Origin of the sequence: Collinsella aerofaciens, from assembly GCF_015556945.1 — a bacterium.
Lineage (GTDB): Bacteria > Actinomycetota > Coriobacteriia > Coriobacteriales > Coriobacteriaceae > Collinsella > Collinsella aerofaciens_AO.
Genome location: NZ_JADNNH010000007.1, coordinates 1 through 26,352, shown reverse-complemented (window position 1 = coordinate 26,352; position 26,352 = coordinate 1). Strand labels below are relative to the sequence as shown.

The following is a 26,352-nucleotide window of genomic DNA, read 5'->3' as shown; positions in this document are numbered from 1 at the left end:
GCATGGCAACGCACGAGCTTACGCTCAACCTCAAGAAGACCAACATAGCGCCGCCCGTCATCACCGTGCACCAGGGCGACAGCGCCGAGGTCCTGAAGGCCGCCATCTACGACGGCGACAAGAAGGCGGCCCTGACGGGCTGCAAGGTGCACCTCATGGCTGCGAAGCCCGACCACACCTACGTGGAGCAGCAGTTCACTGGCATCAGCGACAACGTGGCCACCGTGACGGTCGACCCCGCCGTCTTCGGCGTGGCCGGGCTGCTCAAGGTGTGCTACGTGCGCGTGCGGAACGCGGCAGGGCTGGACGCCACCACCGAGAACGTCCTGGTGAACGTGCTGCCCTCGGCGAGCGCGTCGGGCGAGATATCCGGCCCGTACGTCGATGCGGTGGAGGCGATCATCGCGAACCTCGAAGGGCAGCTAGCCGACGTGAGCGCGCTGAACGCGCAGATGCAGAAGGCCGAGGCCTCCCGCGCGAGCGCGGAAAACCAGCGCGCCGCGAGCGAGAAGGCACGCCAGACCGCCGAAACCGGGCGCGCAGAGGCGGAGAAGAAGCGCGCCACGGCGGAAAGCGCCCGCGTCACCGAGGCGGCGCAGCTGAAGACGGCCTCGCAAGCCGCCACGGCTGCGGCAAACGGCGCGGCCTCGAACGCCGACGCGGCGGCCAACACCGCCCTGCAGATAGCCAACAGCGTGGCGCAGGGCAGCGCGGGCAGCTCGGACATGGCCAAGCAGAGGCAGCAGATAGCCGACCTGTACGGCAAGCTTGCCGACGCCACGGACGCGTTCATCTACGACGACGGCACCGTGTACTGCCCCGCCTCCAAGGCCAGTGCATCTGGCAGCACCGTCACGTTCGGGAGCACCTGCACGGCGTCCGGCACAACCCTCAACCTCAAGTAGAAAGGCAACGAAATGGCACAAGCGAAAACCCTGTCGGTGGGCGGCATCGGCTACGAGGTCATCGACGATACCGCGCGCAGAAACGCGCAGACGGCGCTCAACAACGCCGAGTACAACCGCCAGGGCCAAATCGGCAAGTACGGCGGGCAGAACATCGCCACCATCCTGGCGGGAGAGATCGGCAGCGGCAGCGTGTACGACGCGCTGCACAAGCGAGCCGCCAACGGCAACTTCGCGGGCCTGCGCGTGGGCGACTACTTGGACGTGCCGCTTGTGAGCGCATCCGCCGTCACCGCACAGCAATCTGTGCGGTTCCTGCTTGCCCACATCGACCCGTACCTTTACTGCGGCGACAGCTCCAAAGGCCACCACATCGCCTTCGTGGCCTCCGCGCCCATCGCCGTGGCCAAGACCGTGACCGGCGTTGCCAACGACAGCTTCCTGATGTGGAACACGACCAACACGAATCAGGGCACCGCCGACCGGAAATGCCCATACCTGGGCAGCAACCTCAAGGCGTGGGAGAAGCTGTTCGAGGCGTGCCTGCCCGATGGGCTGACCAAGTACCTGCTCACCCAGCGCGTGCTGCTTGAGGAGCGTTACAGCGCGAGCGGCGCGCTCAGCGACTCCAACAGCTGGAGCTGGCAGGACATCGGCAAGGTGTGGTCGCCCTCCGAGATGGAGGTGTACGGCTGCCCAGTGTGGGGCACCAAGGGCTACAGCGTGGGCTTCGACTGCCAGTTCGACCTGTTCCGCGATACCGCGCACCGCTTGAACGGAACTCGGTACCATTGGTGGCTGCGTTCCGTCATGGGTGGCTCCTCGTCCCACGTGTGCTGCGTCGGCCACAACGGCCCTGCCGACTGCGCCTCGGCGACGAACGTCTGGGTTCGCCCCCGCCCCGGCTTCCTCGTCGGCTAGCCAGCCGAGTGCTCTATACTTCTCTTTCGATGCGACCGCCTTGCGCGGTCGCATCCCTGCCCGCGCAGCGGGCCGTTTTTTTCGCCACTATTTCCGGGAGGTGCCATGAGCGGCGTCTACCAGCGAAACCGCGAGGTGTCCGAGTACAAGTTCTTCACGCAGGCCATCGCCATCCGCGTGGAGGTCAACAAGCTCATGGCCTCCTCGTCGGTCGTGCCGAAAGCCTACAGGCTGCTGAACGCGGTGCCCACGGTGGAGACCGCGCGCAGCATCGTGTACAACGTCAACCGCGCCGACTGCTTCTACCCCAACAGTTCGTTCAACGCACTTGAGCGCAAGCGTTACCTGACGCTGGCGATAGCCGACTGCGAGCAGCTGATGCTCGACATGCAGTGCCTCATGGATATCGGCCTGCCCGTGAACGCCAACCGCTTCGAGGAGCTGGCGGCCATGGTCGAGGAGGAGATCAGGCTGCTAAAGGGCGCGCGCAAGAACGTGCGCGTCACCGGCAAGAAGTCCACCGAGGAGCGCATAGCCGAGGCCGAGGCCGAGCTAGAGCGCCTGCGTTCGCTATAATGGGCGGCGGTCGCGCCTTGTATATCGGTACAATTGGTGGCTGCGTTCCGTCATGGGTGGCTCCTCGTCCAACGTGTGCTACGTCAACAACAACGGCAATGCCAACTACAACTCGGCGACGAACGTCTGGGTTCGCCCCCGCCCCGGATTCCCTTATTGCCAGACCGAGTAGGCCCCAGGGCCGAAAGCAGAGCGCGGAGAGGAAGGAAGGCGCGACCGTCGGGCTCACGCCCGTAAATACGCACCCCGCGAGGGTGGCCGGACGCTGCTTGCATGGCGCGGCGCTCCGTGGCTTCGCCGCGTTTCATGGCCATACCTCAAGCGGCTGTCAGAGCCACATTGAAAGCCGTGCGGGGTGCCTTCTGTGAACTCCGAGCAAAGAAGGGCCGCACGCCGGAAGCGCCGCGAGGAGAAGCGGGCCAAGGCCAAGGCCGAGCGCGTCAAGACGTGCACGCTTGAGACCGTGGCCGACCTCAACAGCCTGTGCAAGGCTTCCAAGCAGGCCGCGCGCGGCGTGATGTGGAAGGCGTCCACGCAGCGGTACATGAAGGACTATCTCCGAAACGCCGTCCTGTCCCGCCGCGACCTTTTGGAGGGCCGCGACATATGCCGGGGCTTCATCCGCTTCGACCTATGGGAGCGCGGCAAGCTGCGCCACATCAGCGCCGTGCACTTTCCCGAGCGCGTGGTGCAGAAATCGCTGTCGCAGAACGCGCTCGTGCCCGCGATCGTGCCCACCCTCATAGCCGCGAACTCCGCGAACATAAAGGGGCGCGGCACCGACTACGCCCTGAAGCTGCTCAAGCGCCACCTGGCCGACCACTGGAGGCGGCACGGCCGCGAGGGCTACATACTGCTCGGCGACTTCTCCGACTACTTCGCGCGCATAGCGCACCAACCCGTCAAAGACCAGGTGGCCTCCGCGCTGCTAGATCCGCGCGTGGTCGCCTTGGAGCACCGCCTGATAGACGCGCAGGGCGATGTGGGCCTGGGGCTGGGCAGCGAGCCGAACCAGATATGCGCCGTCGCGCACCCCAACCGCATTGACCACTACGTAATCGAGATGCTGCGCCCCGAGGCCTACGGTCGATATATGGACGACTTCTACCTGATACACGAGTCCAAGGACTACCTGCAGGTGTGCCTGCTGCTCATAGAGCGCAAATGTGCCGAGCTGGGCATCGAGCTGAACCCGCGCAAGACGCGCGTGGTGAAGCTCACGCGCGGGTTCACGTGGCTGAAGAAGCGCATCTTCTACACGGAGACGGGCCGCATAGTCGTGAAGCCGTGCCGAGACTCCATAACGCGGGAGCGCCGCAAGCTCAAGAAGATGGCCCGCATGGTCGCCGATGGCATCATGACCCCCGAGCAGGTGGAGCAGAGCTACCAGAGCTGGCGCGGAGGCATGAAGCGGCTGGACGCGCACCGCAGCGTGCGGGCCATGGACGCGCTGTACCGCAGCCTGTTCGGAAATCCCGCGGGGGGGGGTTGCTCAATGCAGTCCAAACCTGGAGGCGACACGGATGGGAACATGCCCCTACCCTAGCAACGGAAGGAGCGACCCATGACGGAACAGGAAATCGCCGGGGAGATCAACGGCTACAAACAGCAGCTTGAGCAGAGCGACTACAAGGTCATGAAGGCGGTGGAGCGCATCTTCTCCGCATCGTCCATCACCGACCTGCTCTCGGGCATCGCCGCAGCTGCCAAGGAGGTGGCCGAGATCATCTCGCAGCGCCAGACGTGGCGCGACCGCATCAACGAGCTGGAAGCCATGGAGCCCGACCAGCCGGAAGCGCCGCAGGAGTAGCGAGCGCCCCTTCGGGGGCGCTTTTCTTTTGCCCGGCGACACCTCGCGGACAATCGCGGCAGCGATTCGAGGAGGTGAGAAAACGAATGACCGACGTGCTGGAAATCTTCGCGCCGTACGGCCCCGGGTCGCTTTTCGGCGCGCTGCTCGTCCTAGTGGTCCTGTACTTCGGCAAGCAGTTCCTAGAAGAGTTCAAGGCCCAGAACGAGCGCAAGGCGAACATCGACCTCAAGCGCGAGGAGCGAAAGCAGGACGAGGTGAACGAGCGGGCGCAGCGCGACCGCGAGCGCAGCCAGATGGAGGGCCGCATCGCCGCGCAGATGGAGCGCAGCAACGCGCTGATGGAGGCTATGAAGGCGCTCATGGAGTCCGTCGTGACCTCCAACGAGGTGCTGCACGCCGACCTGGCGAACAGCCAGGCGCGCAGCCAGGGCATGGCGGCGAAGGTCGACCACATCGCCGACCGCGTTGACCTGCTCTACAAGGAATCGGCTCGATAGAAAGGAATCCGAAATGACAGAAATGCAAGCAATCGCAGCCATCGTGCTGTCTTTCGCCGTGCCGTTCGCGGTGCAGCTGATCAAGACCGAGGCCATGACCGGCAAGGCCGCGCGCATCCTGGCGCTGGGCTGCTCGCTCCTGGCGGGCGTCGTGACCGGCTTCGTGGGCGGCGTGCCCGCAGACCCGGGCGCATGGGTCACGTGCGCCTTCGCCGTGGTAGGCGGCGTGCAGGCGGCCTACACGCTGTTCAAGTCGGTGGGCATCACATCCAAGTGGCTCGACGCCCTGTTGGGCGTGACCGTAGGCGGGAAGGAGTAGGCAATGGCTAAACTGTTCATCATCTGCGGCCACGGCGCTGGCGACCCCGGCTGCTGCGCAGGCGGCTGCACCGAGGCCGAGCGCGTTCGCGCCCTGGGCCAGCGAATCAAGGAACTGGGCGGTTCCGAGGTCGAGCTGGGCGATACGTCCCGCAACTGGTACGCCGACGGCGGGCTTAACCGCCTGAGCACCGACGCGCCAGTGGTGGAGCTGCACATGGACGCCAGCGGCATCGCCACGGCCCACGGCGCGCACGTCATCATCAAGGAGGGCTTTGAGCCTGACGAGTACGACAATGCGCTGGCCGACAAGCTGGCGGCGTTCATGCCCGGGCGCTCCGAGAAGCTGGTGCGCCGTTCCGACCTCGCGAACCCGAACCGAGCCGCCGCGCGCGGCATCAACTACCGCCTGTGCGAGAACGGCTTCATCGACAACGACGGCGACCGCGAGAAGTTCAACGGCAACCTGGACGAGCTGGCGCGCATCTACCTGGAATGCTTCGGCATCACTGCTGGAAGCGCCCCCGCAGCCGTCCCGCAGCCGCAGCCTGCGCAGCAGGAAACGACCGAGAACTTCGGCGGCACCTACCGCTGCACTGTGGACTACCTGCGCGTGCGCGACGCCCCCGGTCTGGGCGGCACCGAGGTGGCGCACTATTCCAGCGGCGAGACCGTGACGCTGGATAACTGGTACAAGATCGCCGACGGCTACGTGTGGGGCCGATACACGGGCTACAGCGGCGCAACGCGCTACATCGCCGTGGGCAAGGCCACGGGCAAGCCAGAGGCCGACGACTATCTGGTGAAGGTGGGATAGGCCATGCCGTACCCGAGCCCCGCAGACGAGGAGCGCAACGGCGGGTGCGGCCCCATCCTCGCGGCGGCCGTCCTGCTGTTCATCGTCCTGGCCGCCGCCAGCTGCGCGTCGCAGGCCATGGGAGCGCAAGACGTGACCGTGAGGCAAGCCCGCACGGACGGCCCCATATACGACCTGCCCGAGGGCATCGGCCAGGAAATCGTGTGCGACGAGCACAACCGCGAGTACCTGCTGCTTACCACCGAGCAGGGCGGCGTGTTCCTCATGCCGTACATGGACGAGGACGGCGAGCAGGAGATCATGCCGCAGGCCTAGAACGCAAAGAAGCCGCCCCGTATGGAGCGGCTTCTTTCTATCTGACGAGCAATACGAACGCCCGCCTAACGACGAACACGCGTATGTGTTCGCCTACTGAACAGTTGGTGGAGGCGCGGAGAATCGAACTCCGGTCCACGAAAGCCCCCTGATTGGCATCTCCAAGCTCAGTCGCTGGTTTAGTCTCGGACGCTTTGCGCGCAGCGACACGCTCGCGGCGTCCTAACCGGTTCGGTCTTAGCCTGCGCCATACCGATTACGTGCGCAGGAGCATTCCCCTAAAATGACGTCGCACCGGTGGCGGGGAAATCACCGGGTTGACGCGCCGCTATAAACTAAGCAGCGAGAGCCATAGGCTCAAAAGAAGAGTTGTTGTCAATTCAATTTGACGGTACCCCTGTTTAACGAGGCGAGGAGACCTCGGCTTGCTTCCTCTCTCAGAGCTATCGTGTCGAAACCAGTCGCCCCCGAATGTTGGGAAAGTCTGGATGGTATCGGGTCTGCAAACACCCGATAACCGTCGACTTTTCAAGGAACACGCGGGGTGAACCCCGCTCGTGGATAGCTATCTTACCACGTTCTAAAGGCAGACAGCCGTTCTATGCACGAGCTGTGAAGACCCCAATGTGCGCCGCACTTCGCACTTTTGCTACCGATCGCGTCACGTATATTTTCGCCAAGCAAATTGCCCCGTCGAAAGGACCGTTATGGATACCAAACAGCAACTCATCAATGCCCTCGCAGGCCTGGGCTCAACCATTACCGAAGCTATGGATGTCATCGAAGGCTTTGTCCCCTGCGGACATCCCGCCCTCACGGTATCGAACGCACTCGTCGCGCTGGACGCTGACGATGATGCAGCTCTCGCCCAGCAGCTTGAGACCGTCGAGGGCTTTATCGACCACGTGAGTGAGAACCGCGGCGTGTCCGCCTACCACGACCTCACGGTCGAGCTCGTGGGCCCCAAGGCCGATCTGTTCGCAGCAATCCGCGAGGTAGGCGCCCTTATGCAGACCGCAGGCGTCAAGAACACCCAGGTCAACGAGTGGGTCTATCGCGGTCTGGCTGCACTGAACGATTCCGATGAAAAGGCAGCCGAGAAGCTCGCCGAAGCCCCTGCCATCAAGGCCGCGCTTTTGTAATTTAAGGATGCGTGCCCTTCGGAATGTCGACGTTCCGAAGGGCACGCAGACAGCAAGGCGCTAGCGGGATGCCCGCCCACCGCGTTCGGCCAGCGCGAGAATCGGCATCATTTGGCGCGGCGTCTTTGCTGCAAGATCGGCATGTTCGAGCAGTTTGCGATCGTTAGTTACCAAGTAATCAACCTGGGCGCGCTTGCATGCAGCGAGTACCAAGTTGTCCTCGTAATCGCGATGGAGCGTCAGATATTTGTCGGCTAGCCACAGATCGGATGCATCAGCGCCCACGGCTGTAGCGTTTTCGGTCATATTCCGAACAAACGCCAGCGCAGCCTCGCCGATCGCTTGCGCCGACGCTTCGTCGACCGAGCCTTTTTCGACAAGAACCCTGCGCTTGAACTCGTGCTGAACTACGTACAGCACGTCCTTGGCGATATGCACCGGAAAGAGCAGCGCCGCGCCCGATTCCGCTGCCTGCCCAATAAACGCACGCGCGGCAAGCGACTCGGCATGGTCGGCGCAAAACGAATCGACCCACACATTGGCATCCACCATGATCTTAAGAGGGGCTCCACTCACAGGATCATCCCCTTTTGGCGATAGCGATCGTGCATGGCTTCGGAATAGATTGTGTCCCAATCACGATCATCGGATGCAGGTGACGCATCGATGCCCAGGTCCGCGTAAAGCTGATCCGCCGCCGCCCATGATGCGGCGAACGGAGTATCGGGCGCGACGGTCTGCTGCCGGTCGTCGACGGCCGCAAGCACTTCCTCGCACTGCCCGCCACCCTGCGCGACCTTGGCCACCACCTTTTTGATGAGCTCGGGCAGTGACCCGCCCGAAAGCCGCAGCGCTTCCTCGGCACGGTTCTTGACCTGGCGATCCACGCGAACGTTCACCTGCGCCATGCCGTCAACAGCATCCATCTCAACCTCACCTTCGACTTCCGCTATCTTAGCTAGCACAACTATATATTGCTGCTAGCACATGGTCAAACGCAAAAGGCCTGCATTCTGGCGGCTGCAACACCGCCCAAATGCAGGCCGAAAACTAAAGTAAAAGTGCTAGCGCAGATATGCTTTCGCGTTGCTCAGGCTGTAGGCAATCGTCGAACCATTGTGCAGCAACGACGACGTCTGCGGGGTAATCGTGCCGGTAATACCCAGTGCCAAGAGCGCTGAGTTGGTGAGCATCACCTTAGAGTAGGAGCTCGTCAGACGATCAACGAGGCCCTGGCTCATGCGGCGCAGGCGCACGATCGCGGCGAGATCCGTATCGGTCAGGATGATATCGGCGACCTCCTTGGCGATGTCGCTTCCGCCACCCATCGCCAGGCCCACGTCGGCCAAACCGAGCGCCGGCGAATCGTTGACGCCGTCGCCCACCATGGCAACGTGGCGCCCCTCGCTCTTAATTCGCTCCACATAGGCGTACTTGTCCTCGGGCAGCAGCTCGGCCTTAAACTCGTCGACCCCCGCCTCTCGCGCAATGCGCTCGGCTGTGCGCTCGGAGTCGCCCGTGAGCATAACGACATGCTTGACGCCCAGCGCATGCAGGTCGGCGATGGCCTCGCGGACCCCGGGCTTGAGCGGATCCTCGATGCCGAGCACGCCCACGACCGTGCCGTCGACCGCCAGATACAGCGGCGACAGGCCCTGCATCTTGAGGTCGATTTGCCCCTTGATGTCGGACTCGAGCTGCGCACCCTCGTCCTCAAACACAAAGTGCGCAGAACCGATGATGGCGCGACGCCCTTCAATGGACGAAGCGATGCCGTGCGCCACGATGTACTCGACCGCAGCGTGACGCTCGCGGTGCTCGAGCCCGCGCTCGCGGGCGGCGTTGACCACGGCACGCGCCACCGGATGCGGGAAATGCTCCTCTAAGCAGGCGGAAAGGCGCAGAACCTCGTCCTCGCTCCAGCCATCGGTGGTGAGCACGCAGGCAAGACGCGGCTGCGCCTCGGTGAGCGTGCCGGTCTTATCAAACACGATGGTATCGGCCTTGGCAAACGACTCAAAGTACTTCGCGCCCTTGACCATGACGCCCATCTTGGCGGCATCGCTCATAGCGGTCATGACGGCGACCGAACCCGTGAGTTTAAGTGCGCACGAGTAGTCGACCATCAGCGCCGCTGAGGTCTTGATGAGACTGCGGGTGGTAAGCGCAACCAGGCCCGCGAGCAGGAAGTTCCACGGGACGATCTTGTTGGCGAGGTCTTCCATGTGCGACTGGCCCTCGGACTTGAGCGAGTCGGCCGCCTGCACGAGCGAGACGATCGAGCGGAGCTTGGTCTGAGCCGTGTTGGCGCGCACACGCACCAAGATACTGCCGTCTTCCACGACGGTGCCGGCGAATACATCGTCGCCCGCGCTGCGCTCGACGGCAAGCGGCTCGCCGGTCAGGGTCGCCTGGTTAACCATGGCGCTTCCCTGCTCGACCACGCCGTCGATGCAGATGGACATGCCGGTGCGAACGGCGACCAAGTCGCCGGGCTCAAGCTCGGTCGCGGCAACGCTTACCTCGGTGTCGCCGACGACCTTTTGCGCCTTGTCGGGCACATCAAGCAGCGAGTTGATGAGCTCGTTTTCGCTCATGGCGCGTGTGTAGTCCTCGAGCAGCTCGCCCACGTTGAGCAGGAACATTGTCTGGCCCGCGGTGTCGACATCACGTTTGACGAACGAAATGCCGATGGCCGAAGCGTCGAGTACGGGAACGGTCAGGCGCGGCTGCGCGAGCTCGTGGAGGGCGGCACGCAAAAAGGTCATGTAACCGGCCACGACAAAGATGGCACGCAGCGGCGTAGGCAGGAACCAGCGGCGCGCGTAGTGGGCGCCGATAAGTGTGGCAAGATCCATGACGAGCTTGTGCTTGCGTGGCTCAAGCTGCATCACGTAACCCGTCTTTGCGTCGGCAATGGCCTGGGCATCGAGCGCACCCAAGGCGTCGAGCACGCCCGCACGACACTGCTCGTCATATTCGAGCGCCATCTGGCCAATACGGCCATAAACGCGCACTTTGCGCACGCCGTCGAAATCGCCGCTGAGCTTAAGAAGTGCATCGAGATCGCTCTCTGGCACAGGACCCGCCAATTGAAGACGGGTCCTGCCGGGGATCTCGCTAATAATCGAGAATCTCATAGTTTGTGCCTGGGAGCGTTACTCGGCTGCCTCATCAGCAGCGGCCTCGCTCTGGGTGATGTAGGCCGCCTCGGCAACCATGTCATCGACATTGGCCTTGGCCTGCTCGACCATGTCCTGGTAGCAGTTCTTGACGCGCATACCGCACGCGATGCCCCGCACGCAGGCATTCTTGACCGGAGCGCTGGTAAGCAGCTTGATGCCGGCCGTGCCGAGCAGAAAACCGCCACCAACAAGCAGGGTGTTGAACGTGGACTTCTTCATGTTGCTTCTCCCTTTTGCCGCATTGGGCGCGGCACGGTGCCTCAGCACCCGAGTAAACAAGTTTGCTCGAGCACACTTTTGGAAAATAGTTTAGTTTATCTAACTATTAAGGTCAACAAAGGTTAACTTTTTGGAAATCTTCAGGCGCGGAACAGCCGACTTCTGGCGATCCGCCTGCCGCAGCGTACACCTCCGGCATCCAAGAAAGGCTCTCCCCCAACCCAACAAATCGAGGTCTAATACTTTTCCGCGAAGTGAACGAGTGAAATCGGACCCCCGAAACATCTGCATTTTTCGCCAGCAAAACCGCAGGAAAAACTCGACAAAACCGCAGGAAACAGAGCCAGAAAAGTGTTGATGTTTCAGGGGTCCAAAATAGGTCGTTCACTTCGCGGAAAAGTATTCACCTTCGTTTTCAACATCCATAAAGAATGAGGGCGCCATCGGCGCCCTCATTCACCAAATTCCATTCAGCCCACCTGACCCGAACAGCCGAGTCGTCACAGAACCCGGGAGCCCCGGCAGGGCGGGCGCTTGCTCAAAATGAGTTCCGCACGCAAAGAAGGCCACTTAATGTGGCCTTCGTCTTGCGCAGGACTGTTCGAAATTTTGAGGAAGCACCCGCTCTGCCGGGGCTCCCGGGTTCCCGTTTACGAGAGCGACGTTCTCAGCAACTCGTTGAAGAGCTTCGGGTTACCCTTGCCGCGGCTTGCCTTCATGCACTGGCCCACCAGAAAGCCGATGACCTTCTGGTTGCCGTCACGATACTGCTGCGCCTGATCGGCACAGTTTGCCAGCACCTCGTCCACAATCGGCTGCAGCGCACCGGCATCGCTCACCTGACGCATACCGCGCTCGTCGACGATCTTGTTGGGATCGTCGCCGGTCTGGGCCATGGCCTCAAAGACCTCGTGAGCCTGGTTGGAGCTGATGGCATCGGTCGCCAGCAGCTTGGCAAGGACTGCCACCTGAGCCGGCGCGATGCCGGACTCGGCCAGCGAGACGCCCGCACCCTTAAGGTAGGCGATCATCTCGTTGACCAACAGGTTTGCGACCGTCTGGGCCTCCTTGCCGGCCATACCGGCAGCAGCGGCCTCAAAGAAGTCGGCAAACTCGGGGTCGCCGGCAATCTGCTCGGCGTCGGCCGCCTTAATGCCAAAGTCGGCCTCAAAACGGGCGCGCTTGGCATCGGGCAGCTCGGGGATCTCGCCACGACAGCGGTCGATGAACTCGTCGTCCAGATCGAACGGCGCCAGGTCGGGGTCGGGGAACAGACGATAGTCGTCGGCCGTTTCCTTGACGCGCATGACCACGGTGCGCTTGCGGCTGGGCTCCCAGTGGCGGGTCTCCTGATAGATGATGCCGCCCTCCTCGAGCACCTCGGCCTGACGGCAGATCTCGTAGGCAAGGCCGTCATGCAGGCTCTTAAACGAGTTGAGGTTCTTGAGCTCGGTCTTAGTGCCCAGCTTGGTCTCGCCGCGGCGGCGCAGCGACACGTTGCCGTCGCAGCGCATAGAACCCTTCTCCATGGAGCAGTCCGAAATGCCCAGCGTCACAAAAATGCGACGGAGCTTCTCCATAAACAGGCGGGCCTCCTCGGGCGTGCGCAGATCGGGCTCGGTGACGAGCTCAATCAAAGGCGTGCCGCAGCGGTTGTAGTCGACGAGCGACTCGGCAGCGGCGGTAATGCGGCCCTCGGCACCGCCCACGTGGACCATCTTGGCGGCGTCCTCCTCCATGTGGATGCGCAGGATGCGAATGGGCACCGTGTAAGAACCGTCCTCGCGGCGCTCGGGCATCTGCAGGTTGGACGCATCATAGCTGGCCAGATGACCAGAGCGCTGATTGCCCTCGCGCATGGTCGACGTCATGGACGTGGACAGGCCCTCGGCGTTGGCCGAGGCGCTCGCCAGGCTCTGGGCCTCGGCCTCGCCAAACGCGCAGTCGGGGCGCTCGGCGGCACCGCGACCGGTCACGTCCAGGTCCAGGTGACCGTACATGGCAAAAGCGACCGGACCCTGCGTGGTTTGGAAGTTCTTGGCCATGTCGGGGTAGAAGTAGTGCTTGCGGTAGAACATCGAGTGACGCTGGATCTCGCAGTTGGTGGCGAGACCCGCTTTGACGATGCTCTCGATGGCGCGCTTGTTGGGCACCGGCAGGGCGCCGGGCAGGCCCAGGCACACCGGGCACACGTTGGCGTTGGGCTCGTCATCGTGGCTGAGCTTGCAGTTGCAGAACATCTTGGTATCGAGCGCGGTGAGCTCGGTATGGATCTCCAGGCCGATCACGGCCTCCCAATCCTGCAGGACCTCGGAAAGCTCCTTCATTACAGCTCGCCTCCCTTCCCGGCAAAATCGGGCGCGACGGAAAGCGCGGGCGCACCCGTGGCGGCATCGGAAAAGCCGCGCTCCAGGGCGCGGGCAAACGTAAGCAGCTGACGGTCCTTAAAGGCCGGACCCACCAGCTGGGCAGAAACGGGCAGTTTGCTGTCCTCGCCCAGGCCCAGCGGCACCGAGATGCCACCGTTGCCGCAAATGTTGAGCGAGATGGTGTACAGGTCCGAAAGGTACATCTGCGTGGGGTCGCTGATCTCGCCAAACTTAAAGGCCGTGCGCGGTGAGGCGGGCATGAGGATGGTGTCCACCTTGGCATACGCGGCGTCGTAGTCCTGCGTGATGAGCGTGCGGGCCTTCTGCGCGGCGTAGTAGTACTTGTCGTACACGCCCGAGCTCAGCAGGTAAGCGCCGAGCATCTGACGGCGCTTGGCCTCGGCGCCAAAGCCATGGGCGCGCGAAAGCGAGCTCTGGTCGGACAGGTTGGCGCAGCCCTCCTCCTGATAGCCGTAGCGAATGCCGTCGAAGCGGGCCAGGTTGGAGAACGCCTCGGCCGGGCCGATGACGTAGTAGGCGGCGATGGCGGCGTCCAGGTGCGGCAGGTCGACCTCGACCAGCTCGGCACCCTGGTTCTGCAGCTCCTGGGCGGCGCGCTGAACAGCGGCCTTGACCTCGGGCGTCAGGCCCTCGGCCTCCATAAACGCGGGGATGATGCCTACGCGCTTGCCCTCGATGCTGTCGTTGAGATGCTCGGTAAAGTCGACGGCGCAGTCCTGGCTGGTGCAGTCGTACGGATCGTGGCCCGCACCGGTAAGCGCGTTCATGGCCAGCGCGACATCCTCGACCGTGCGGCCAAAGGGGCCCACCTGGTCGAGCGACGAGCCAAAGGCGACCACGCCGTAACGGCTCACGGCGCCATACGTGGGCTTAAAGCCCACCACGCCGCACAGCGACGCCGGCTGGCGAATGGAGCCGCCGGTGTCCGAGCCCAGCGAGAGCGCGACCTCGCCCGCGGCGACGGCGGCAGCGGAGCCGCCCGAGGAGCCGCCGGGCACGCGCTCGGTATCCCAGGGGTTGTTGGTGCGGTGGAACGCCGAGCTCTCGGTGGAGCTGCCAAAGGCAAACTCGTCCATGTTGGCCTTGCCCATGGGCAGGCAGCCGGCATCGAGCATGCGCTGGACGCAGGTGGCGGTGTAGACGCTCTGGTAGTCCTCGAGCATGCGGGAAGCGCAGGTGGTGCGCGTGCCCACGAGGTTCATGTTGTCCTTGATGGCCAGCGGCACGCCCGCGAGCGGAGGCAGCGGCTTGCCTGCGGCACGGTCGGCATCCACACGCGCGGCGGCCTCGAGCGCAAGCTCGGGCGCCACCTGCAGGAATGCCTGGACCCCGCCCTCGCGCGCCTCGATGGCGGCAAGGGAGGCCTGGGCCACCTCGGTAGCGGTAAAGTCGCCGGCGGCAACGCCTGCGGCAATCTGGGCGGCGGTAAGGGAATCGAAGCTCTGCGCCATTACTCGCTCTCCCCCTCTCCCAAAATGGACGGCACACGGAAGTAGCGGTCGCGCGCGCTGCCGGCGTTTTCGAGCGCAACGTCGAGCGGCAGGTCGCGCTCGGGCTCGCGCAGGTCATCGCCCATCACGTTGGACAGGCTTCCGATAGGATGGAACGTGGGCTCCACGTCGGGCAAGTCATATTGCAAGACGGGCTCGAGCATCTGGACGGCGTCGTTCAGGTAGGACGTCATCTGGGTGAGCTCGTCATCGGTCAGTGCGATCTTTGCGTACTCGGCGATGCCGCGCACGTCTTTCTCGCTGAGTGCCATAGGCGCTCCCTTCCGCATAACAGTTAAACCGTTCCAGTATACAAGGCAACGCCGCTTGGAGCAGGCGCTTTACCCAAATGCAGCGAAAACGTAACGAGGGCGTCGGTTGACAGGCGGCGGGCCGGCGGTTCTGCAGCGAAACCGCACCGTCCATAGCGAAAACCGTCCTGTCCACAACGAAAACCGTCCCGCCCACAACGAAGACCGTCCCGCCCACGACGAAAACCATCACAACATTCGACGCTTTTCGTCAAAATCGCGATTTTCATCGAATGTTGTGATGGTTTGGAAGTCCCGCCCACCACAAAGGTGCCTGTCCCCATTGCGGTGGTTCTGGAGAATGTCTTATGCCGAGGCCTTGGCCTTGCGGCGCTTGCGGACCGCGTGGACCACGATGTCCAGCAGCAACAGCACAATGGCTACGACCACGATAAGCACGGCAAACTCGCGCTTGCCCCAGTGGCGGCCGGTCAGCGACTTTTGCTTGTCGACGTCCTTCTTGCTGTACTTGGTGCGCACGCAATGCACCAGCAGGCGATGGTCGTTCACGCCGTAGGGCGTGCAGGTAACGAGCGTCACTTTGTCGGCGCCGGGCTCGATGGTCAGCGACTCCATCTCCTCGGGCAGCACCACCTCGGAGTCCACCATCTTGTAGGCGAGCGTCTTGTTCATGGTGTGCAGCAGCACCAGGTCGCCGGGCTCCAGCGAATGGATGTCGTCGAACATGCTCAGGTTGCGCATGCCCGAGTGCGCGGTGAGCACGCAATGCGTCGAGGTGCCGCCCACCGGCAGGCTCGTGCCCTCCAGGTGGCCGACGCCCGCCATAAGGACTTCCTCGCTCGTGCCGTGGTAGATGGGCATGCTCACGTCGATGGAGGGAATCTCGACCCAGCTCATCATGGGGTCGCGGTCAAAGATGAGCTGCTGGGCGTAGGGCTCGATCTGGTCGGCGGGAAGCTCGGTGGCCTCGCCCGCCAACTGCTCGTTAAAGGAGCGTGCCTGGAGCAGGATGCGCTCGCGCTCCTCGGCAGACAGCGCATCCACGGTGCTGGACACCGTGCTGATCTGGTTGAACACGCCCGAGGCCTCGAGCCGGTCCAAGATCCACGGCCAAGTCATAAGGCCCACGCCAATAAGGATGATGACGATGGTGATGAGCCGGTCGGCCCAGCGCGGCAGTCGCTTGCGACGGCGCTTGGGCTTTGGTTGAGGTTTGGGCTGAGGGCTTGAGCCGCCGTTGGCCGCGGCGTTATTGCTCTTCATGTGTTTGGCGCCCTGCACCATCGCCGGTCACTCCTCTACAACTCAAGTTGTCTAAACAAATAATACCCGATTAGCGAGCTCATGCGCCGGACAACGCAACTAGACTGCACCGTCCGGGCCACGTAACCCCACTCAACCAATCAAGCCATATGTTGCTTTCATCGTCTCGAGCAACTGCGCCATCGTTACGCCCGCAACCCCAATCTGTTTCAGATTGACGTCGCCCACCTCGCAATCTTTAACAAACGCAAGCATATCGTCCTTCAGTTCTCCGCGCAGGTCGACGCCTTCCGACTCGCCAAGCAGCTGAGCAAGCCTCAGCGCATCGCGTTTATGCTTTTTTACCTTATTCGAATCAACGTTCTCCCCCGCTTCCCTTCTAGCTTTTAGGTCGAGATACGCCTTCGCTTTGAACGGGACAATGTATTCCGTACCCAGGACCGAAACGCCGCCTACGGTCCGGATTCCCTGAAGGAACAAGCCGTAGTAAGCATCGTCCAACAAAATTGCCGAAAGACTGCTTATGTTTTCATCAACGTGAATTGGTGCCACATCAATCCCCGCACGACCCTTTAGAAAGTCGGGGCACTTCGCAAAGAGTTCGATCATACGGGGGTAACCCGGCCTCTTAGGCTCTGTAAACCGATAAAAACATGAGCCTTTGCCTTCGCCCCAGCCGCAGCGGTAACCTCCATCATGCACCAAAGTCCATATAGCTTCTGCCGTCTGAGGCAACCGGTCATCGGCGACAATTACAACATCAAAATCGTGAGTCATCCTAAACGGAAGTCCCGCCTCCGCGAGCAAAATGTCACATGCCGTGCCGCCGATAAGGGCATACGATCCTGCAGCTTTTTGCATATGCTGCTGAAATTCTTGGAGACCTTCTACAGCGCTTCTTGCCATGGATATTCCTTTCCAAACATGCGATCGACTTCGAGCTGAATTCGCTCATCGTCGATTGCCGCCAAAGATAGCGCAAGCGAAATGTCATCGACGCGGGAGGAGTCGGCAAACACGGGCGCATAGCGCCACACTTGGATCATCGCCGTTTCGTTATCCGGCAACTCCCCGTCTGCGACTTCGAGGTCGCTCAGTTGACGCCATGCACTTCTTAAGACGGCCTTTTGTTCCATGCCCGGCGCAGCGAGCATCGAACGCGCAGCGAGCGCCGTCTCCCCGGCGTCAACAAGATAGTCGATCTGCGGCGTCTTCCTTGCAAAAAAGACCTTCGAGACAGGCGAGGAGAGCTCTGCCATGTGCTCGCTGAGCAAAAGATCGACGGCGATAGGGAGCACGACGACACGCCGCTCGCGACGCTCGCGCCTCGCGAGCCCCCTGTCGACAAGCTCGGTTATGGCCTCACTCGCACGGCTTGCCGAGATCCCAAGCGCACGACAAAGGTCATAGGGACGATATGGCTCCTGGGCTGCTCCCCAAATTGCGGCAGCCTGCGCGTTGGGTGACATCTTGGTCGCGTGATTGCGAAAGCGGGCACCGCCCCTCTCCGTGCAGGCTGTGCCCATAAATGGAAGAAAAGCCTGTCTACCTGGGCAGACAAAGGGAATCCCTTGTGCGACCAATGCTTTGCGCTGACGTGCATCGGCATCAGGAAACGAAACGACAACAGGAGTCTCCGCGCGCAAGGCTAGCTGGCTATAGACTCTCTTAGCCTCGGGAAGCCCGACGCCCGTAGGCAAACTTGCAAGCAAAAACGAAAAACCGTTTGCGTCAACAGCGCGGACCTCAATCGCCCGCAGATGCAGCGGCAAGCGTGCGGATCTAGGCCAAGTTTTGATCTTGGCGGAGAGGCCTAGTGCTTCTTGTAAGTAGATTAGCGCTTCGTTCATTTCCATCGTTTTCGCTTGATTCCAGTTTATATTGGAATTATACATAATTTTCGGAATTAACGAGATTCCTTTCGTGCATAAGCCAGCATTTGAGTTTTCAGAATATCCCGGATCGGCGGGGCGATTCGGGATACAATATCAATAGAAAACGACGCACCCCGCGTAAATGTTTGGGAGCGCGGGCGGCCTAGTTTTCTGGTTTTGTTAAATGCCCGGGCCTCTAACCCCGGGCATTCTTATTTGCGCTTGTTGCGGCGCAAATGCCGTCCACCGTCCGCACCGCGCGTGCGCCTACGGACCTTAATCCGAACCTCATACGAGTCAAGAAACGCGATGACGAACGTACCCGCATCGGACGGTGGAGGCTGGCTGCGTTATCCAAAAAACGGGGCAGACTCCAGCGTGGAGTCTGCCCCGAAAAGAGAATGGCAAAGCAAGAGCGTAGATGGACGAGAAAAGTGTCCGCAAGTCTCATGGCCATCACATCCCACCTGCCAAAGGGATGGGTGAGTGAGCGTTACTCCTGCTCGGACTCCTCAGCTTGCTTGCGACTACGGATGAGGTGCGCCACGCCGATGCACAGCACCTCGCCACCAGCGATCCACGTGAAGGTCACGCCGTTAAGACCGGTCAGCGGGAGACCGGAGCCCTTCTTGTTCTTGACGGTAAGGGTAACAGTGCCGTCACCAGAAGAGGAATTGGTGACGAGACCAGAGCCTTTCGTGGATGTGGTCACCGTCAACGTATTCTCGCCCTCGTTCTGATTAAGACCCGTGGCAGTAATGGTGAACGTGAATTTGGGCACGGTGTTATAGCCGGGGAGCGTATTGGTCTCCTCGACCGTGTAAGCGCCAGCATCGAGGCCCTTGACGCCGATTTCGCCCTTATCATCAGTCGTAAAATCATAGGCAGTATTGCCCAAAGAACCGTTCTCTTAGACATACTGGGCGCCGGCGCCCTCGTCGGTTCCCTTGGAAGAGGTGCCGGGCGGGGAGCGGAGCATGGCCACCGGACCCACCGAAACACATCTCCACCGTTCCTTCAACTGGGAAAATGCCGCCCCGGGGCCCGGGAGGGACCCCGGGGCTTTCGGCTAACTGCGGGAACGGCCTATCCGCTCAATGTGTTCAGCTGAGATTGGAAATCAACCGGAGAAATCGACCCTCCTAAAAGGAGGCCATGTATGAAGACTGCATATCCCTTTTGCCTCCATATACACAAAAAGCGCCCCTCGGGCGCTTCTGAGAGGCTCCCCCTGGGATGTATCCCAGGGGGAGCCTATGGACCTCATAGTCCGCTGCGAACCGTTCGCAGTCGGGCCGTCGAAGGCCTCGTTACTTAAGCTCAGGCCAGAATTCCTTGTTGGCCTCGATCATGTCGTCGAGAACCTCCTTGGCGACCGTCATGGACGGGACCGTCTTGTTGAGCGTGAACGCCCTGAGCGCCTTCTCATACGAACCCTCGATGCACGCCTCGACCACGAGCTTCTCGGAGTTGAGCCGCTGCATCATGAGGCCCTGCTGGAACAGCGGGATGTTGTCGCGCGAGATGACCTCGGGGCCGTTCTTGCCGATGTAGGCGGGCAGCTCGACCATCGCGTCGTACGGCATGTTCGGAATCGCGCCGCGGTTCTGGCAAATGACCAGGAAGCGAGCGAAGGCGCTACACTTCGAGCGATATTGAGCACCAACGCGGGCGCTAGCGCAGGTGTCGCCCGCGATAGCCGGAAGAATCAGCATCGGAATCGGGGGAAGCCGAAGGATCTGAAGCAGAGGAGACGAAGGGGGCCGCAGGTCCGGAGGCTCCCACGGTCCACCCGTTTCCGCCATTGCCAGCAGCCGCGTCGGCGTCCAGCGTCACCGCAGCCGCCACGGCCGCACGCTGAGCCGCGCGGCGCTTCTTGCGCACGTGTCCGGCCACGGAAAGCCCAATCACAATGGCCAGCAGCGCGCCCAAAACACCCAGGGCCACGGCGGTGGTGTTGATGCCCTGCACGTCCTCGGGCACGGGTATCTCGTTCGGAATATCCGCCCGCACGCCCGATACGAGCAGGCGATGCGAGTTCACGCCGTAGGGCGTGCAGGTCATGAGCGTCACACGGTCCTCGCCGGCGGTCACGCGCAGCTTGGAATCATCGTCGGGCTCAATCACGTCTATGCGGTCGATCTTGTAGCCCAGTTCTTCGCCCATCACCTCGATGTAGAACGAGTCGCCCACCTGCAGCTCATCCAAGCGCGTGAACAGGAGCGAGCCCGGCACGCCACGGTGACCGGTGAGCACGGCATGCGTACTCTCGCCGCCCACGGGCAGCGATGTTCCGTACAGGTGGCCGGCGCCTGCAGCGAGCACCTCGTTGGAGGTGCCGTGGTACACGGGCAGGTTAACGTCAATCTTGGGAATGCGTACCGAGCACATAACGCCCGATCCCGCGTTAAGGAGTCCCTGGTAGGTGGTGTCTTGCGAGGCGATGGAATCCTCAGAGCCCGAGGCGGTGGAGGCGCCGGAGGTGCTACCGAACGGGTCCACGACCTCGCCGATAACGTCCTGACCGCCGGCAGCCAGCTGTTCGTTGTAGGCGCGGGCGGCCGCGAGGGCCTCCTCCGCCTGCGGATAGGGCCAGCCGTCCACCGTGTTGGCAGCGGCGGTAACGGCGGCCGTTTGCTCAGCCTGGGACATAGCGCGCAGGACGAGGGGCGTGGCCACGATGGCAAAGCCGGCGGCAAAGCACAGAAGGGAAAGCAGGCGCAGGACGAGGGGCGGTTTGCGTCGGCTGGGGGAAGCCGGGTTCGAACCGCCGCTCGGCGTGCGCATCGTCGATACGGGCTTGATTGCCTCCATGTGGTTCACCTCCGGGGGTGTGGGTGCGTGGGCACGGTCAAAGCACCGACCCCGCCGCGTGTCCAAGCGCGACGGGGTGCGGCGAAAGGGAATATGAGAACGCGGCGCGCAGGCGCTGATAGGAGACGACGATCGCCTGCTCGCCGCGTCATCAAGCTAGGGAATTAAGCGCGCATACGTGCACTCAGGGCGAAGGCGGCGCCAGCAGCCATGAGCAGCACACCCACAGTGACGAAGACCTTGATGCCCAGGTCACCGGTCATAGGCAGCTCGGTGAGATTCTTGGCGTTCTTGATGTTGGCCTGAGAGGGGGCCTTGGTGTCGAAGGCGATGCGGTCGCCGTCGGTGTCGGTGGTCTTCTCGTACTTCAAATTCACCACGGTCTTGCCATCGGTATCAAGATCAGCGGAAATCGTAAACTCGAAGCTAGGCAGGCCGATGTTGGTGTACCCGGTCGGAGCCTTGATCTCCTCGACGTAGTAGGTACCCTCAGGCAGGCCGGACATCTTAATCGTGCCGTCCGCACCGGTGGTGAACACACCGTCGGACTCGGTACCGTCCTTGGCGGGCGTGGTCGCGGTGAGCTCAGACCAAGCACCAGTCGCGGCATCCCTCTTCAGGAAGGTCTTGGTGTTATCAGAAGTGTTCACACGAGCGATGGCGAACTGAGCGCCCTCAAGGATGGCTTTGCCAGCCATGTCGGTCTTCAGGATGCCGAACTCGTAGGTGTAAACGCGAGGAACCTCGGGGCCAGAAATCTTGGTGGACACGTTATCAGGAGTGCGAGAATACTCAAGCTCAACGGAGTTGGGGTTACCAACGCCAGCCTTGACGGCGCTGCTGTTGACAGTAGCCTCAAACTCGACGGTCACAGTTGCGCCCTCGAGAATACCGTCGGTAGAGGAGGTAGAGCCAGCTGCCTTGTTAACGTAGTTGGCCAGGTCGATGGTGGTCACCGTACCGCCAGCATACTCTGCGTTGTAGCCGGTCTTACCCTCGGTAAGGTCGTAGGGTTTAGAAGAAACGACATAGTCATTATTGCTCAGGGTAACAGTAGTACCGCTCTTGGTGAGTTTAACGGACTTCACAGAGTTCGCGTCAACCGTCAGACCCTTGGATGCGGTATCGATAAGCTTGAACACACGGGGCGGGTTGGTCATCTCGTAGCCGGTGTAGCTCGGGATAACAGAGCTGAGCTCATACTTGACCACGTCGCCGATGCGGGCGTCTGCGTTGGAGCCATCGGCTGCAACGGTACCGGTAGCAGAGCCAGCGATCTTCTTGTCAACGGTCGGCACGTTCATCTTCAACGTGACGCTGCCCCAGTTGACAGTTTCCGTGGAATAGTCGGCAAGCTTGGTGGCGACGATTATGGGGATGGACTGGGTCGTAGGATCGGTAGAAACATCCTTCAAGAGCCACAGGCCCTGGTCGCAGGAGTTCTCGAAACCTGTGGCACTGCTCTGGAAACCAGTCTTAGTAGCAGTAGGCGCGCCGGTCACGGCGAGCTTCTTCGAAAGATTCGTCGCGAACGTGCGCAGCGCTGACGAATTTCCACCCCACGGATCGGACGTCTCGGGAGTTTTGCCCCCGAAGCTGTTGGCAACAAGCCAGCCGATCGGGTTGTTTTCTTTACCATTCTCGGTGTAGTAGTTAGCGTCTGCCTTGTAAAGAGCGAGCTGGTCGCTAGTCATGGAAGCCTCAATGAGCGGAACCATGGCATTGTTAGTATCGATGAGGAACGTGAGCTTGCCATCGGCGGAGGCAACGTTCTTCAACGACGCGAGCTTCCAACCGTCAAGCGTATGCGTCGCAGTGTCGCCGGAGGCATTGCTGATGGTGATGGTGCCCGTGGTGGGATCCGCAGCCTTGGCCACAGGCGCTCCACCCAACAGGCCGGTTACGGCGATCGCTACGGCGGCGGCGCCGGCGATCAGCTTTTGTACGAATCGGTTCATGATTCCCCTTTCAGAAATGAGCCCGACATTCATAAACATCTATCTACCAGCGCCATCGGACGGGTCGTCCTGGCGGCGCTTTGTAGCGAACCAATACGCTCCCGCAGCGATGCCGCCCAGAAGCATGAGACCGGCGCCCACGAGGAGCATGGAGTTCTCGGTCCATCCCGCGCCGGTGAGCGGGAGGTCCGTGAGGACTTTCACGTTGGTGAAGGTGGAGGCGGGAATGGCGTCGGGCGCGGCGGCGGAGGGTTGAACCTCGACGCCCTGCCCGTCCTTACCCAGGGCGTTGCCCATGTCGTCCTTCACCTGCGTGACCGTGGTGGAGGTGGTGAGGCCGGAGCGCTTGCCATTGGTCATATCGGCCTTCACCGTGACCGCCACCTGGTACTCGGCCTTGGAGTAGCGGAGCTTATTGACGGCACCGGTGGCGGGCGCGACTTCCTTCACCATGTAGGTGTAGGTCTTCTCCCCCGTCGGGTTCGAAGCGTCGATGGTGGCAAGATGGTCCTTGCAGAATGTGATCTTCCCAAAGTTCGCAACGATGTCGTTGACCTTGGACTCGTCCGTAGGCGCAACGTGAATGGTCGTTTCGCCAGGCATCGGAGCCGCGGGGTCGGACGTCGCCGTGATCTTGAAGTCGAACGAAACATAGTTGTCGTTGGCATCCTTCGGCCAATCCGTATTGCGAACAGATTTGGTCACCGGGATCGTCACGGACGTAGTGGCAAGAGTGTCGGAAATGTAGACGTTGTTCCCGTCAATCGTCAGGCCCTTTTCCTCGGTCCACGTAATGGAGCCGTTTGTGCTGTCCACCGTGAACTTGTAGGTCTTCTCGTTCAGTTCGTAGCCAATCGGAGCCTGGGTCTCAACAAGCGTGTACGTACCCGGCAGCAGGCCCTCGAGCGTGAACTTGCCAGGCGCGGTGTCGGTGTCTGCCCACGTGGTGCCACTCGGAGCCGATTGGTCACTCACGGTCCAGGACTGCGCCTCGGTCGAGCCATCGGTACCCAGTTTCGCAAGCTTCCACTCGGAACCAGCCAAAGGAGCGAACTTCGCATCTCCGTCCTCAACCTTGGTCCAAGACACCGTACCTGTGATCTTGGCGTTGGGGATGGCACCCGTGGGGTTAGAAGAGTCGAACTGAACCAGCTTGTCGTTTGCCGTGTTCACGTAGCCTTGGACATAGTTCACCGACTCACCGGCATTGTTCATGGTGGCGTAGTAGATCTTGTCCGAAACCTGGTAACCCTCCGGCGCCGTCACCTCTTTGATGTAATAGATGAATGCCAGGTTAGAATCCGAGATCTCCGTACTCGGATTGGCCTTCTGATTCAAATAGTTGAACTGAAGCTCGCCATCAGTAGAAGCGTAATCGTTGGCAGCGCCATCCGTTACCGTAACGATGGGATTCTTCCCGTTCTTGGCATCATCGACAGTGCCGTATATCGTCCACGAAGAACCGGGAAGCAGCGTAGTGCCATCCGCAGCGTCGACCTTGCTCCATGCAATGGAGGAACCGTCCGGTGTATACGAGCCAGACCACGGGAAGTTGTGACGCTCCTGGTCCATGTCGATGACGGAAGCCGAGCTACCATCGGGGTTGAACTTCCACGCTTCCGTAGGGTTGTACATCTCAAAGTCGCCGCCCACGTACACGCGGCCGTTAGTGGTCACGTGATCCTCGAAGCTACCGTTGGGCACAACGATGCTGCCCAACATGGCGGCTGCTGGGTCGTCGTCGGTCCACTTCCCGTCCGCTTTAGAATCAAGATCTTTATTGCCCTCAAGGGCCATACCGCCGCGGATTGTTACCTGCTTGGCCGTAGTGAAGTTCCACAGGATGCTCTGGGCGGCAGTGGAGTACTGAGACTCGACGTCACTACCTTCCTCGTACCCGCGAGAGATTTCCTTACCATTCCACCAGAAACGCCAGCCGGTGTTGAACTCAACCGGAGTCGCGGTCTGCCCCGCTTCGTCGTCGTCGATAATGTTGACCACCACGGAGGCGTCTGTAGGAATCATGTCGAAGCTAAAATCTACACCACGGTAGGTCGTGCCGCCAATGGAGTTGGTTAGATCGGACGCCTTGAGGTAGAAGACCTGTAGCGGAGAACCGTTGCCGTTAGCGTCCGCATCGCCGGTAAACTTGATGAGCTTCTCGTTGTTGACAAGGGCCACCTTGCCGGAAACGTTCTTGCCGTTAACGTCGGTATAGTTCGTCTTGCGCTTAAAGGTCTTGATGGAGTCGTCGAACGTGAGGCCGTACTGCTCCTTATTGTTGTACTTTTTAATCATGTATTTGGAATTCTGCTCAGCAACACCGACTTTGTATTCCCCGGTGGTCTTAAGCTTTGCGAGAGGCGCGGAGATCTTCGCCTTTACTTCGGACTGCAGGTATTTGGTATAGTCCTTACCGTTGATGTTCGACATGATACTCGCGCCATTATCGTCGCCCGAGAACAGGCCACCGTCAGACCAGTTGCTCTGCGTCTTTACAACAGACTGGCGCTGTTTGTTAGTATTCCAATAGGTAATGGGGCCTGCAATCTGCGCGGTGTATTCATAGCCAGCGGAGTCACCCGTTGTCGCCTTGCCGACCCAGGCACCCTTGGTCCACGCGCCAACGGTAGTCGCCTGCGGCGTGTCCCCGCTGTAACCAACGCTCATGCTGGTGATCGCGCTGTCGATTCCGGCGACCGCAAGCACCGTGCTTCCCTCACTGGGACGAAACTGCGAGCCAAAACCAACGGTGCCGAAACGGAAGCCATGGCCGCTCCAACTCTCCTTGATAGGATTCATGGCAAGCTTGCCACGGACCACGGTAAGGCCCTCCGCCTCAGCGGCATATGAGCCGGCGGGGGCGTTGCTCGCATCAAGAATATTAGTGTCGCTCGGCTTACCACCGATGTACATGTCGCGGCCGACGTAGGTGGCAACGCCGGGATCGGAGGTGGAGACATTGATATTCGTACCAATACCGATGGGCGTTGGCTTGTAAATGCCCGGAGTGAGATGTCCAGCATCTTCCGCGCTTGCGGTGGAGACCGCGCTAAACGGCGACAACAGAGTGCTCACTACGAGAACAGTTGCCATAAAGCTACATGCGGCGAACTTCTTCACTTTGAGCACCCCATTACAGTTTCCTCGGTAAAAACTGTCTGGGTGTCGCTGGCGATGGCCTGCGAGATCGGGGGCATAACGAGCGACAGTACCAGGCTCAAAACGGAAGCTCCGCACAAAACATCTGCCAGCACACGATGTGCCGCTTTATTGTCCTGCTTAGATTTATCTGAATTTGCTGTCATCGATGTCTCCTCCCCAAGAGACCGCGATCTTGCTCTTTCACGAATTAGTATAGAGCGCGCAACCTATAATTGCTCGCGCTCGATATGCATAATATTACTTATTGTTTAAACAACGAAAAGCCAGATTCTTTCAATCGCTTTTCTCAGAGTCTTTGTTCTTGTTAGCGCCGGGCGATTTTAGCCGCTAATAGTCAAACGATTTTGACCAATCCCGGTCACCGAATAATGGCCACCGTGCCTCCCCGCCGCCACTACGCTGGTGGTGCCAACACGCC

26 protein-coding genes, 1 other RNA gene and 1 pseudogene are annotated in these 26,352 nt (G+C 61.1%); 11 read left to right on the top strand and 17 right to left on the bottom strand.

The genetic code is table 11. From position 1 onward, the window contains the following. Positions 1–2 precede the first annotated feature (2 nt). The 10 genes and pseudogenes from I2F59_RS03190 to I2F59_RS03150 all read left to right on the top strand — a co-directional run bounded on the left by I2F59_RS03190 (position 3) and on the right by I2F59_RS03150 (position 6,162). Complete coding sequence (locus I2F59_RS03190; protein ID WP_195503219.1) at positions 3–905, top strand: BppU family phage baseplate upper protein; 903 nt, start codon at positions 3–5, stop codon at positions 903–905. A 12-nt stretch (positions 906–917) separates the two neighbouring features. Next, positions 918–1,826 (top strand): DUF6273 domain-containing protein, encoded by a 909-nt coding sequence (locus tag I2F59_RS03185; RefSeq protein ID WP_195503218.1) that lies wholly within the window; start codon positions 918–920, stop codon positions 1,824–1,826. A 105-nt stretch (positions 1,827–1,931) separates the two neighbouring features. After that, on the top strand, positions 1,932–2,402 hold the full coding sequence (locus I2F59_RS03180; RefSeq protein WP_229065309.1) for a hypothetical protein: 471 nt from the start codon (positions 1,932–1,934) through the stop codon (positions 2,400–2,402). Positions 2,403–2,436: 34 nt separating this feature from the next. Beyond that, positions 2,437–2,574: pseudogene (locus I2F59_RS10065) on the top strand (hypothetical protein); the annotation flags it as partial. Between the two features lie 192 nt (positions 2,575–2,766). Next, positions 2,767–3,948 carry an RNA-directed DNA polymerase gene (locus I2F59_RS03175; protein WP_195503217.1) on the top strand — a complete coding sequence of 394 codons (1,182 nt, stop codon included), beginning with the start codon at positions 2,767–2,769 and terminating at the stop codon, positions 3,946–3,948. Positions 3,949–3,966: 18 nt separating this feature from the next. Continuing rightward, positions 3,967–4,212 (top strand): hypothetical protein, encoded by a 246-nt coding sequence (locus I2F59_RS03170; protein ID WP_195503216.1) that lies wholly within the window; start codon positions 3,967–3,969, stop codon positions 4,210–4,212. Positions 4,213–4,286: 74 nt separating this feature from the next. Continuing rightward, complete coding sequence (locus tag I2F59_RS03165) at positions 4,287–4,712, top strand: hypothetical protein (RefSeq protein ID WP_233514508.1); 426 nt, start codon at positions 4,287–4,289, stop codon at positions 4,710–4,712. Between the two features lie 13 nt (positions 4,713–4,725). Continuing rightward, on the top strand, positions 4,726–5,031 hold the full coding sequence (locus tag I2F59_RS03160; RefSeq protein ID WP_117637892.1) for a hypothetical protein: 306 nt from the start codon (positions 4,726–4,728) through the stop codon (positions 5,029–5,031). Positions 5,032–5,034: 3 nt separating this feature from the next. Continuing rightward, complete coding sequence (locus I2F59_RS03155; protein ID WP_117765363.1) at positions 5,035–5,847, top strand: N-acetylmuramoyl-L-alanine amidase; 813 nt, start codon at positions 5,035–5,037, stop codon at positions 5,845–5,847. Between the two features lie 3 nt (positions 5,848–5,850). Further along, on the top strand, positions 5,851–6,162 hold the full coding sequence (locus I2F59_RS03150; RefSeq protein WP_195503215.1) for a hypothetical protein: 312 nt from the start codon (positions 5,851–5,853) through the stop codon (positions 6,160–6,162). A 105-nt stretch (positions 6,163–6,267) separates the two neighbouring features. Here I2F59_RS03150 and ssrA read toward each other — a convergent pair. Further along, positions 6,268–6,631: a transfer-messenger RNA gene (ssrA, locus tag I2F59_RS03145) on the bottom strand. Between the two features lie 238 nt (positions 6,632–6,869). Here ssrA and I2F59_RS03140 point away from each other — a divergent pair. Next, positions 6,870–7,304: a hypothetical protein gene (locus I2F59_RS03140; RefSeq protein WP_195503214.1), complete on the top strand. Its 435-nt coding sequence runs from the start codon at positions 6,870–6,872 to the stop codon at positions 7,302–7,304. A 60-nt stretch (positions 7,305–7,364) separates the two neighbouring features. On the opposite strand, the gene I2F59_RS03135 is transcribed toward I2F59_RS03140, so the two are convergent. The 16 genes from I2F59_RS03135 to I2F59_RS03060 all read right to left on the bottom strand — a co-directional run bounded on the left by I2F59_RS03135 (position 7,365) and on the right by I2F59_RS03060 (position 26,077). Continuing rightward, entirely contained in the window at positions 7,365–7,880 is a 516-nt protein-coding gene (locus I2F59_RS03135) for a type II toxin-antitoxin system VapC family toxin (RefSeq protein WP_195503213.1), read from the bottom strand. Then, the gene (locus tag I2F59_RS03130) at positions 7,877–8,230 is read right to left on the bottom strand and encodes a hypothetical protein (RefSeq protein ID WP_195503212.1); all 354 of its coding nucleotides are present in this window, start codon (positions 8,228–8,230) and stop codon (positions 7,877–7,879) included. Before I2F59_RS03130 ends, I2F59_RS03135 begins: the two co-directional genes overlap by 4 nt. A gap of 138 nt (positions 8,231–8,368) precedes the next feature. Continuing rightward, complete coding sequence (locus I2F59_RS03125) at positions 8,369–10,384, bottom strand: heavy metal translocating P-type ATPase (protein WP_271755854.1); 2,016 nt, start codon at positions 10,382–10,384, stop codon at positions 8,369–8,371. A 78-nt stretch (positions 10,385–10,462) separates the two neighbouring features. Continuing rightward, entirely contained in the window at positions 10,463–10,708 is a 246-nt protein-coding gene (locus tag I2F59_RS03120) for a DUF6110 family protein (RefSeq protein WP_195503210.1), read from the bottom strand. Positions 10,709–11,358: 650 nt separating this feature from the next. Next, positions 11,359–13,035 carry an Asp-tRNA(Asn)/Glu-tRNA(Gln) amidotransferase subunit GatB gene (gene gatB, locus I2F59_RS03115; protein WP_195503209.1) on the bottom strand — a complete coding sequence of 559 codons (1,677 nt, stop codon included), beginning with the start codon at positions 13,033–13,035 and terminating at the stop codon, positions 11,359–11,361. Further along, positions 13,035–14,549 carry an Asp-tRNA(Asn)/Glu-tRNA(Gln) amidotransferase subunit GatA gene (gatA, locus tag I2F59_RS03110; RefSeq protein WP_195503208.1) on the bottom strand — a complete coding sequence of 505 codons (1,515 nt, stop codon included), beginning with the start codon at positions 14,547–14,549 and terminating at the stop codon, positions 13,035–13,037. Before gatA ends, gatB begins: the two co-directional genes overlap by 1 nt. Then, positions 14,549–14,860, bottom strand: coding sequence for an Asp-tRNA(Asn)/Glu-tRNA(Gln) amidotransferase subunit GatC (gene gatC / locus I2F59_RS03105; RefSeq protein ID WP_055287082.1), 312 nt, complete (start codon positions 14,858–14,860; stop codon positions 14,549–14,551). Before gatC ends, gatA begins: the two co-directional genes overlap by 1 nt. Before the next feature lie 345 nt (positions 14,861–15,205). Continuing rightward, a complete protein-coding gene (locus tag I2F59_RS03100) occupies positions 15,206–16,123 on the bottom strand; it encodes a class C sortase (RefSeq protein ID WP_195503207.1) in 918 nt (305 codons plus the stop codon). Positions 16,124–16,255: 132 nt separating this feature from the next. Further along, positions 16,256–17,029, bottom strand: coding sequence for a hypothetical protein (locus I2F59_RS03095; RefSeq protein WP_195361732.1), 774 nt, complete (start codon positions 17,027–17,029; stop codon positions 16,256–16,258). Then, positions 17,011–17,979: a MarR family transcriptional regulator gene (locus I2F59_RS03090; RefSeq protein WP_195503206.1), complete on the bottom strand. Its 969-nt coding sequence runs from the start codon at positions 17,977–17,979 to the stop codon at positions 17,011–17,013. The genes I2F59_RS03095 and I2F59_RS03090 overlap by 19 nt, the downstream gene beginning before the upstream one ends. Positions 17,980–18,490: 511 nt before the next feature. Continuing rightward, complete coding sequence (locus I2F59_RS03085) at positions 18,491–18,895, bottom strand: prealbumin-like fold domain-containing protein (protein WP_195503205.1); 405 nt, start codon at positions 18,893–18,895, stop codon at positions 18,491–18,493. Positions 18,896–19,307: 412 nt separating this feature from the next. Beyond that, positions 19,308–19,712: a family 4 glycosyl hydrolase gene (locus I2F59_RS03080; protein WP_267473345.1), complete on the bottom strand. Its 405-nt coding sequence runs from the start codon at positions 19,710–19,712 to the stop codon at positions 19,308–19,310. Continuing rightward, positions 19,672–20,811, bottom strand: coding sequence for a class C sortase (locus I2F59_RS03075; protein ID WP_229065307.1), 1,140 nt, complete (start codon positions 20,809–20,811; stop codon positions 19,672–19,674). Before I2F59_RS03075 ends, I2F59_RS03080 begins: the two co-directional genes overlap by 41 nt. A 164-nt stretch (positions 20,812–20,975) precedes the next feature. Next, positions 20,976–22,769 carry an isopeptide-forming domain-containing fimbrial protein gene (locus I2F59_RS03070; protein ID WP_195503204.1) on the bottom strand — a complete coding sequence of 598 codons (1,794 nt, stop codon included), beginning with the start codon at positions 22,767–22,769 and terminating at the stop codon, positions 20,976–20,978. Between the two features lie 39 nt (positions 22,770–22,808). Beyond that, on the bottom strand, positions 22,809–25,892 hold the full coding sequence (locus I2F59_RS10030) for a SpaA isopeptide-forming pilin-related protein (RefSeq protein WP_195503203.1): 3,084 nt from the start codon (positions 25,890–25,892) through the stop codon (positions 22,809–22,811). Further along, on the bottom strand, positions 25,889–26,077 hold the full coding sequence (locus I2F59_RS03060; RefSeq protein WP_195503202.1) for a hypothetical protein: 189 nt from the start codon (positions 26,075–26,077) through the stop codon (positions 25,889–25,891). The genes I2F59_RS10030 and I2F59_RS03060 overlap by 4 nt, the downstream gene beginning before the upstream one ends. Positions 26,078–26,352: the final 275 nt, after the last annotated feature.

Coding starts and splice junctions, on each gene's coding strand:
- I2F59_RS03095 (WP_195361732.1), bottom strand. CDS start 17,029: ATGGCAAGAAGCGCTGTAGAAGGTCTCCAAGAATTTCAGCAGCATATG.
- I2F59_RS03185 (WP_195503218.1), top strand. CDS start 918: ATGGCACAAGCGAAAACCCTGTCGGTGGGCGGCATCGGCTACGAGGTC.
- I2F59_RS03070 (WP_195503204.1), bottom strand. CDS start 22,769: ATGAACCGATTCGTACAAAAGCTGATCGCCGGCGCCGCCGCCGTAGCG.
- I2F59_RS03130 (WP_195503212.1), bottom strand. CDS start 8,230: ATGGATGCTGTTGACGGCATGGCGCAGGTGAACGTTCGCGTGGATCGC.
- I2F59_RS03090 (WP_195503206.1), bottom strand. CDS start 17,979: ATGGAAATGAACGAAGCGCTAATCTACTTACAAGAAGCACTAGGCCTC.
- I2F59_RS03120 (WP_195503210.1), bottom strand. CDS start 10,708: ATGAAGAAGTCCACGTTCAACACCCTGCTTGTTGGTGGCGGTTTTCTG.
- I2F59_RS03075 (WP_229065307.1), bottom strand. CDS start 20,811: ATGGAGGCAATCAAGCCCGTATCGACGATGCGCACGCCGAGCGGCGGT.
- I2F59_RS03190 (WP_195503219.1), top strand. CDS start 3: ATGGCAACGCACGAGCTTACGCTCAACCTCAAGAAGACCAACATAGCG.
- I2F59_RS03160 (WP_117637892.1), top strand. CDS start 4,726: ATGACAGAAATGCAAGCAATCGCAGCCATCGTGCTGTCTTTCGCCGTG.
- I2F59_RS03060 (WP_195503202.1), bottom strand. CDS start 26,077: ATGACAGCAAATTCAGATAAATCTAAGCAGGACAATAAAGCGGCACAT.
- I2F59_RS03180 (WP_229065309.1), top strand. CDS start 1,932: ATGAGCGGCGTCTACCAGCGAAACCGCGAGGTGTCCGAGTACAAGTTC.
- I2F59_RS03155 (WP_117765363.1), top strand. CDS start 5,035: ATGGCTAAACTGTTCATCATCTGCGGCCACGGCGCTGGCGACCCCGGC.
- I2F59_RS03170 (WP_195503216.1), top strand. CDS start 3,967: ATGACGGAACAGGAAATCGCCGGGGAGATCAACGGCTACAAACAGCAG.
- I2F59_RS03080 (WP_267473345.1), bottom strand. CDS start 19,712: ATGCTGATTCTTCCGGCTATCGCGGGCGACACCTGCGCTAGCGCCCGC.
- I2F59_RS03140 (WP_195503214.1), top strand. CDS start 6,870: ATGGATACCAAACAGCAACTCATCAATGCCCTCGCAGGCCTGGGCTCA.
- gatC (WP_055287082.1), bottom strand. CDS start 14,860: ATGGCACTCAGCGAGAAAGACGTGCGCGGCATCGCCGAGTACGCAAAG.
- I2F59_RS03100 (WP_195503207.1), bottom strand. CDS start 16,123: ATGAAGAGCAATAACGCCGCGGCCAACGGCGGCTCAAGCCCTCAGCCC.
- gatB (WP_195503209.1), bottom strand. CDS start 13,035: ATGAAGGAGCTTTCCGAGGTCCTGCAGGATTGGGAGGCCGTGATCGGC.
- gatA (WP_195503208.1), bottom strand. CDS start 14,549: ATGGCGCAGAGCTTCGATTCCCTTACCGCCGCCCAGATTGCCGCAGGC.
- I2F59_RS03150 (WP_195503215.1), top strand. CDS start 5,851: ATGCCGTACCCGAGCCCCGCAGACGAGGAGCGCAACGGCGGGTGCGGC.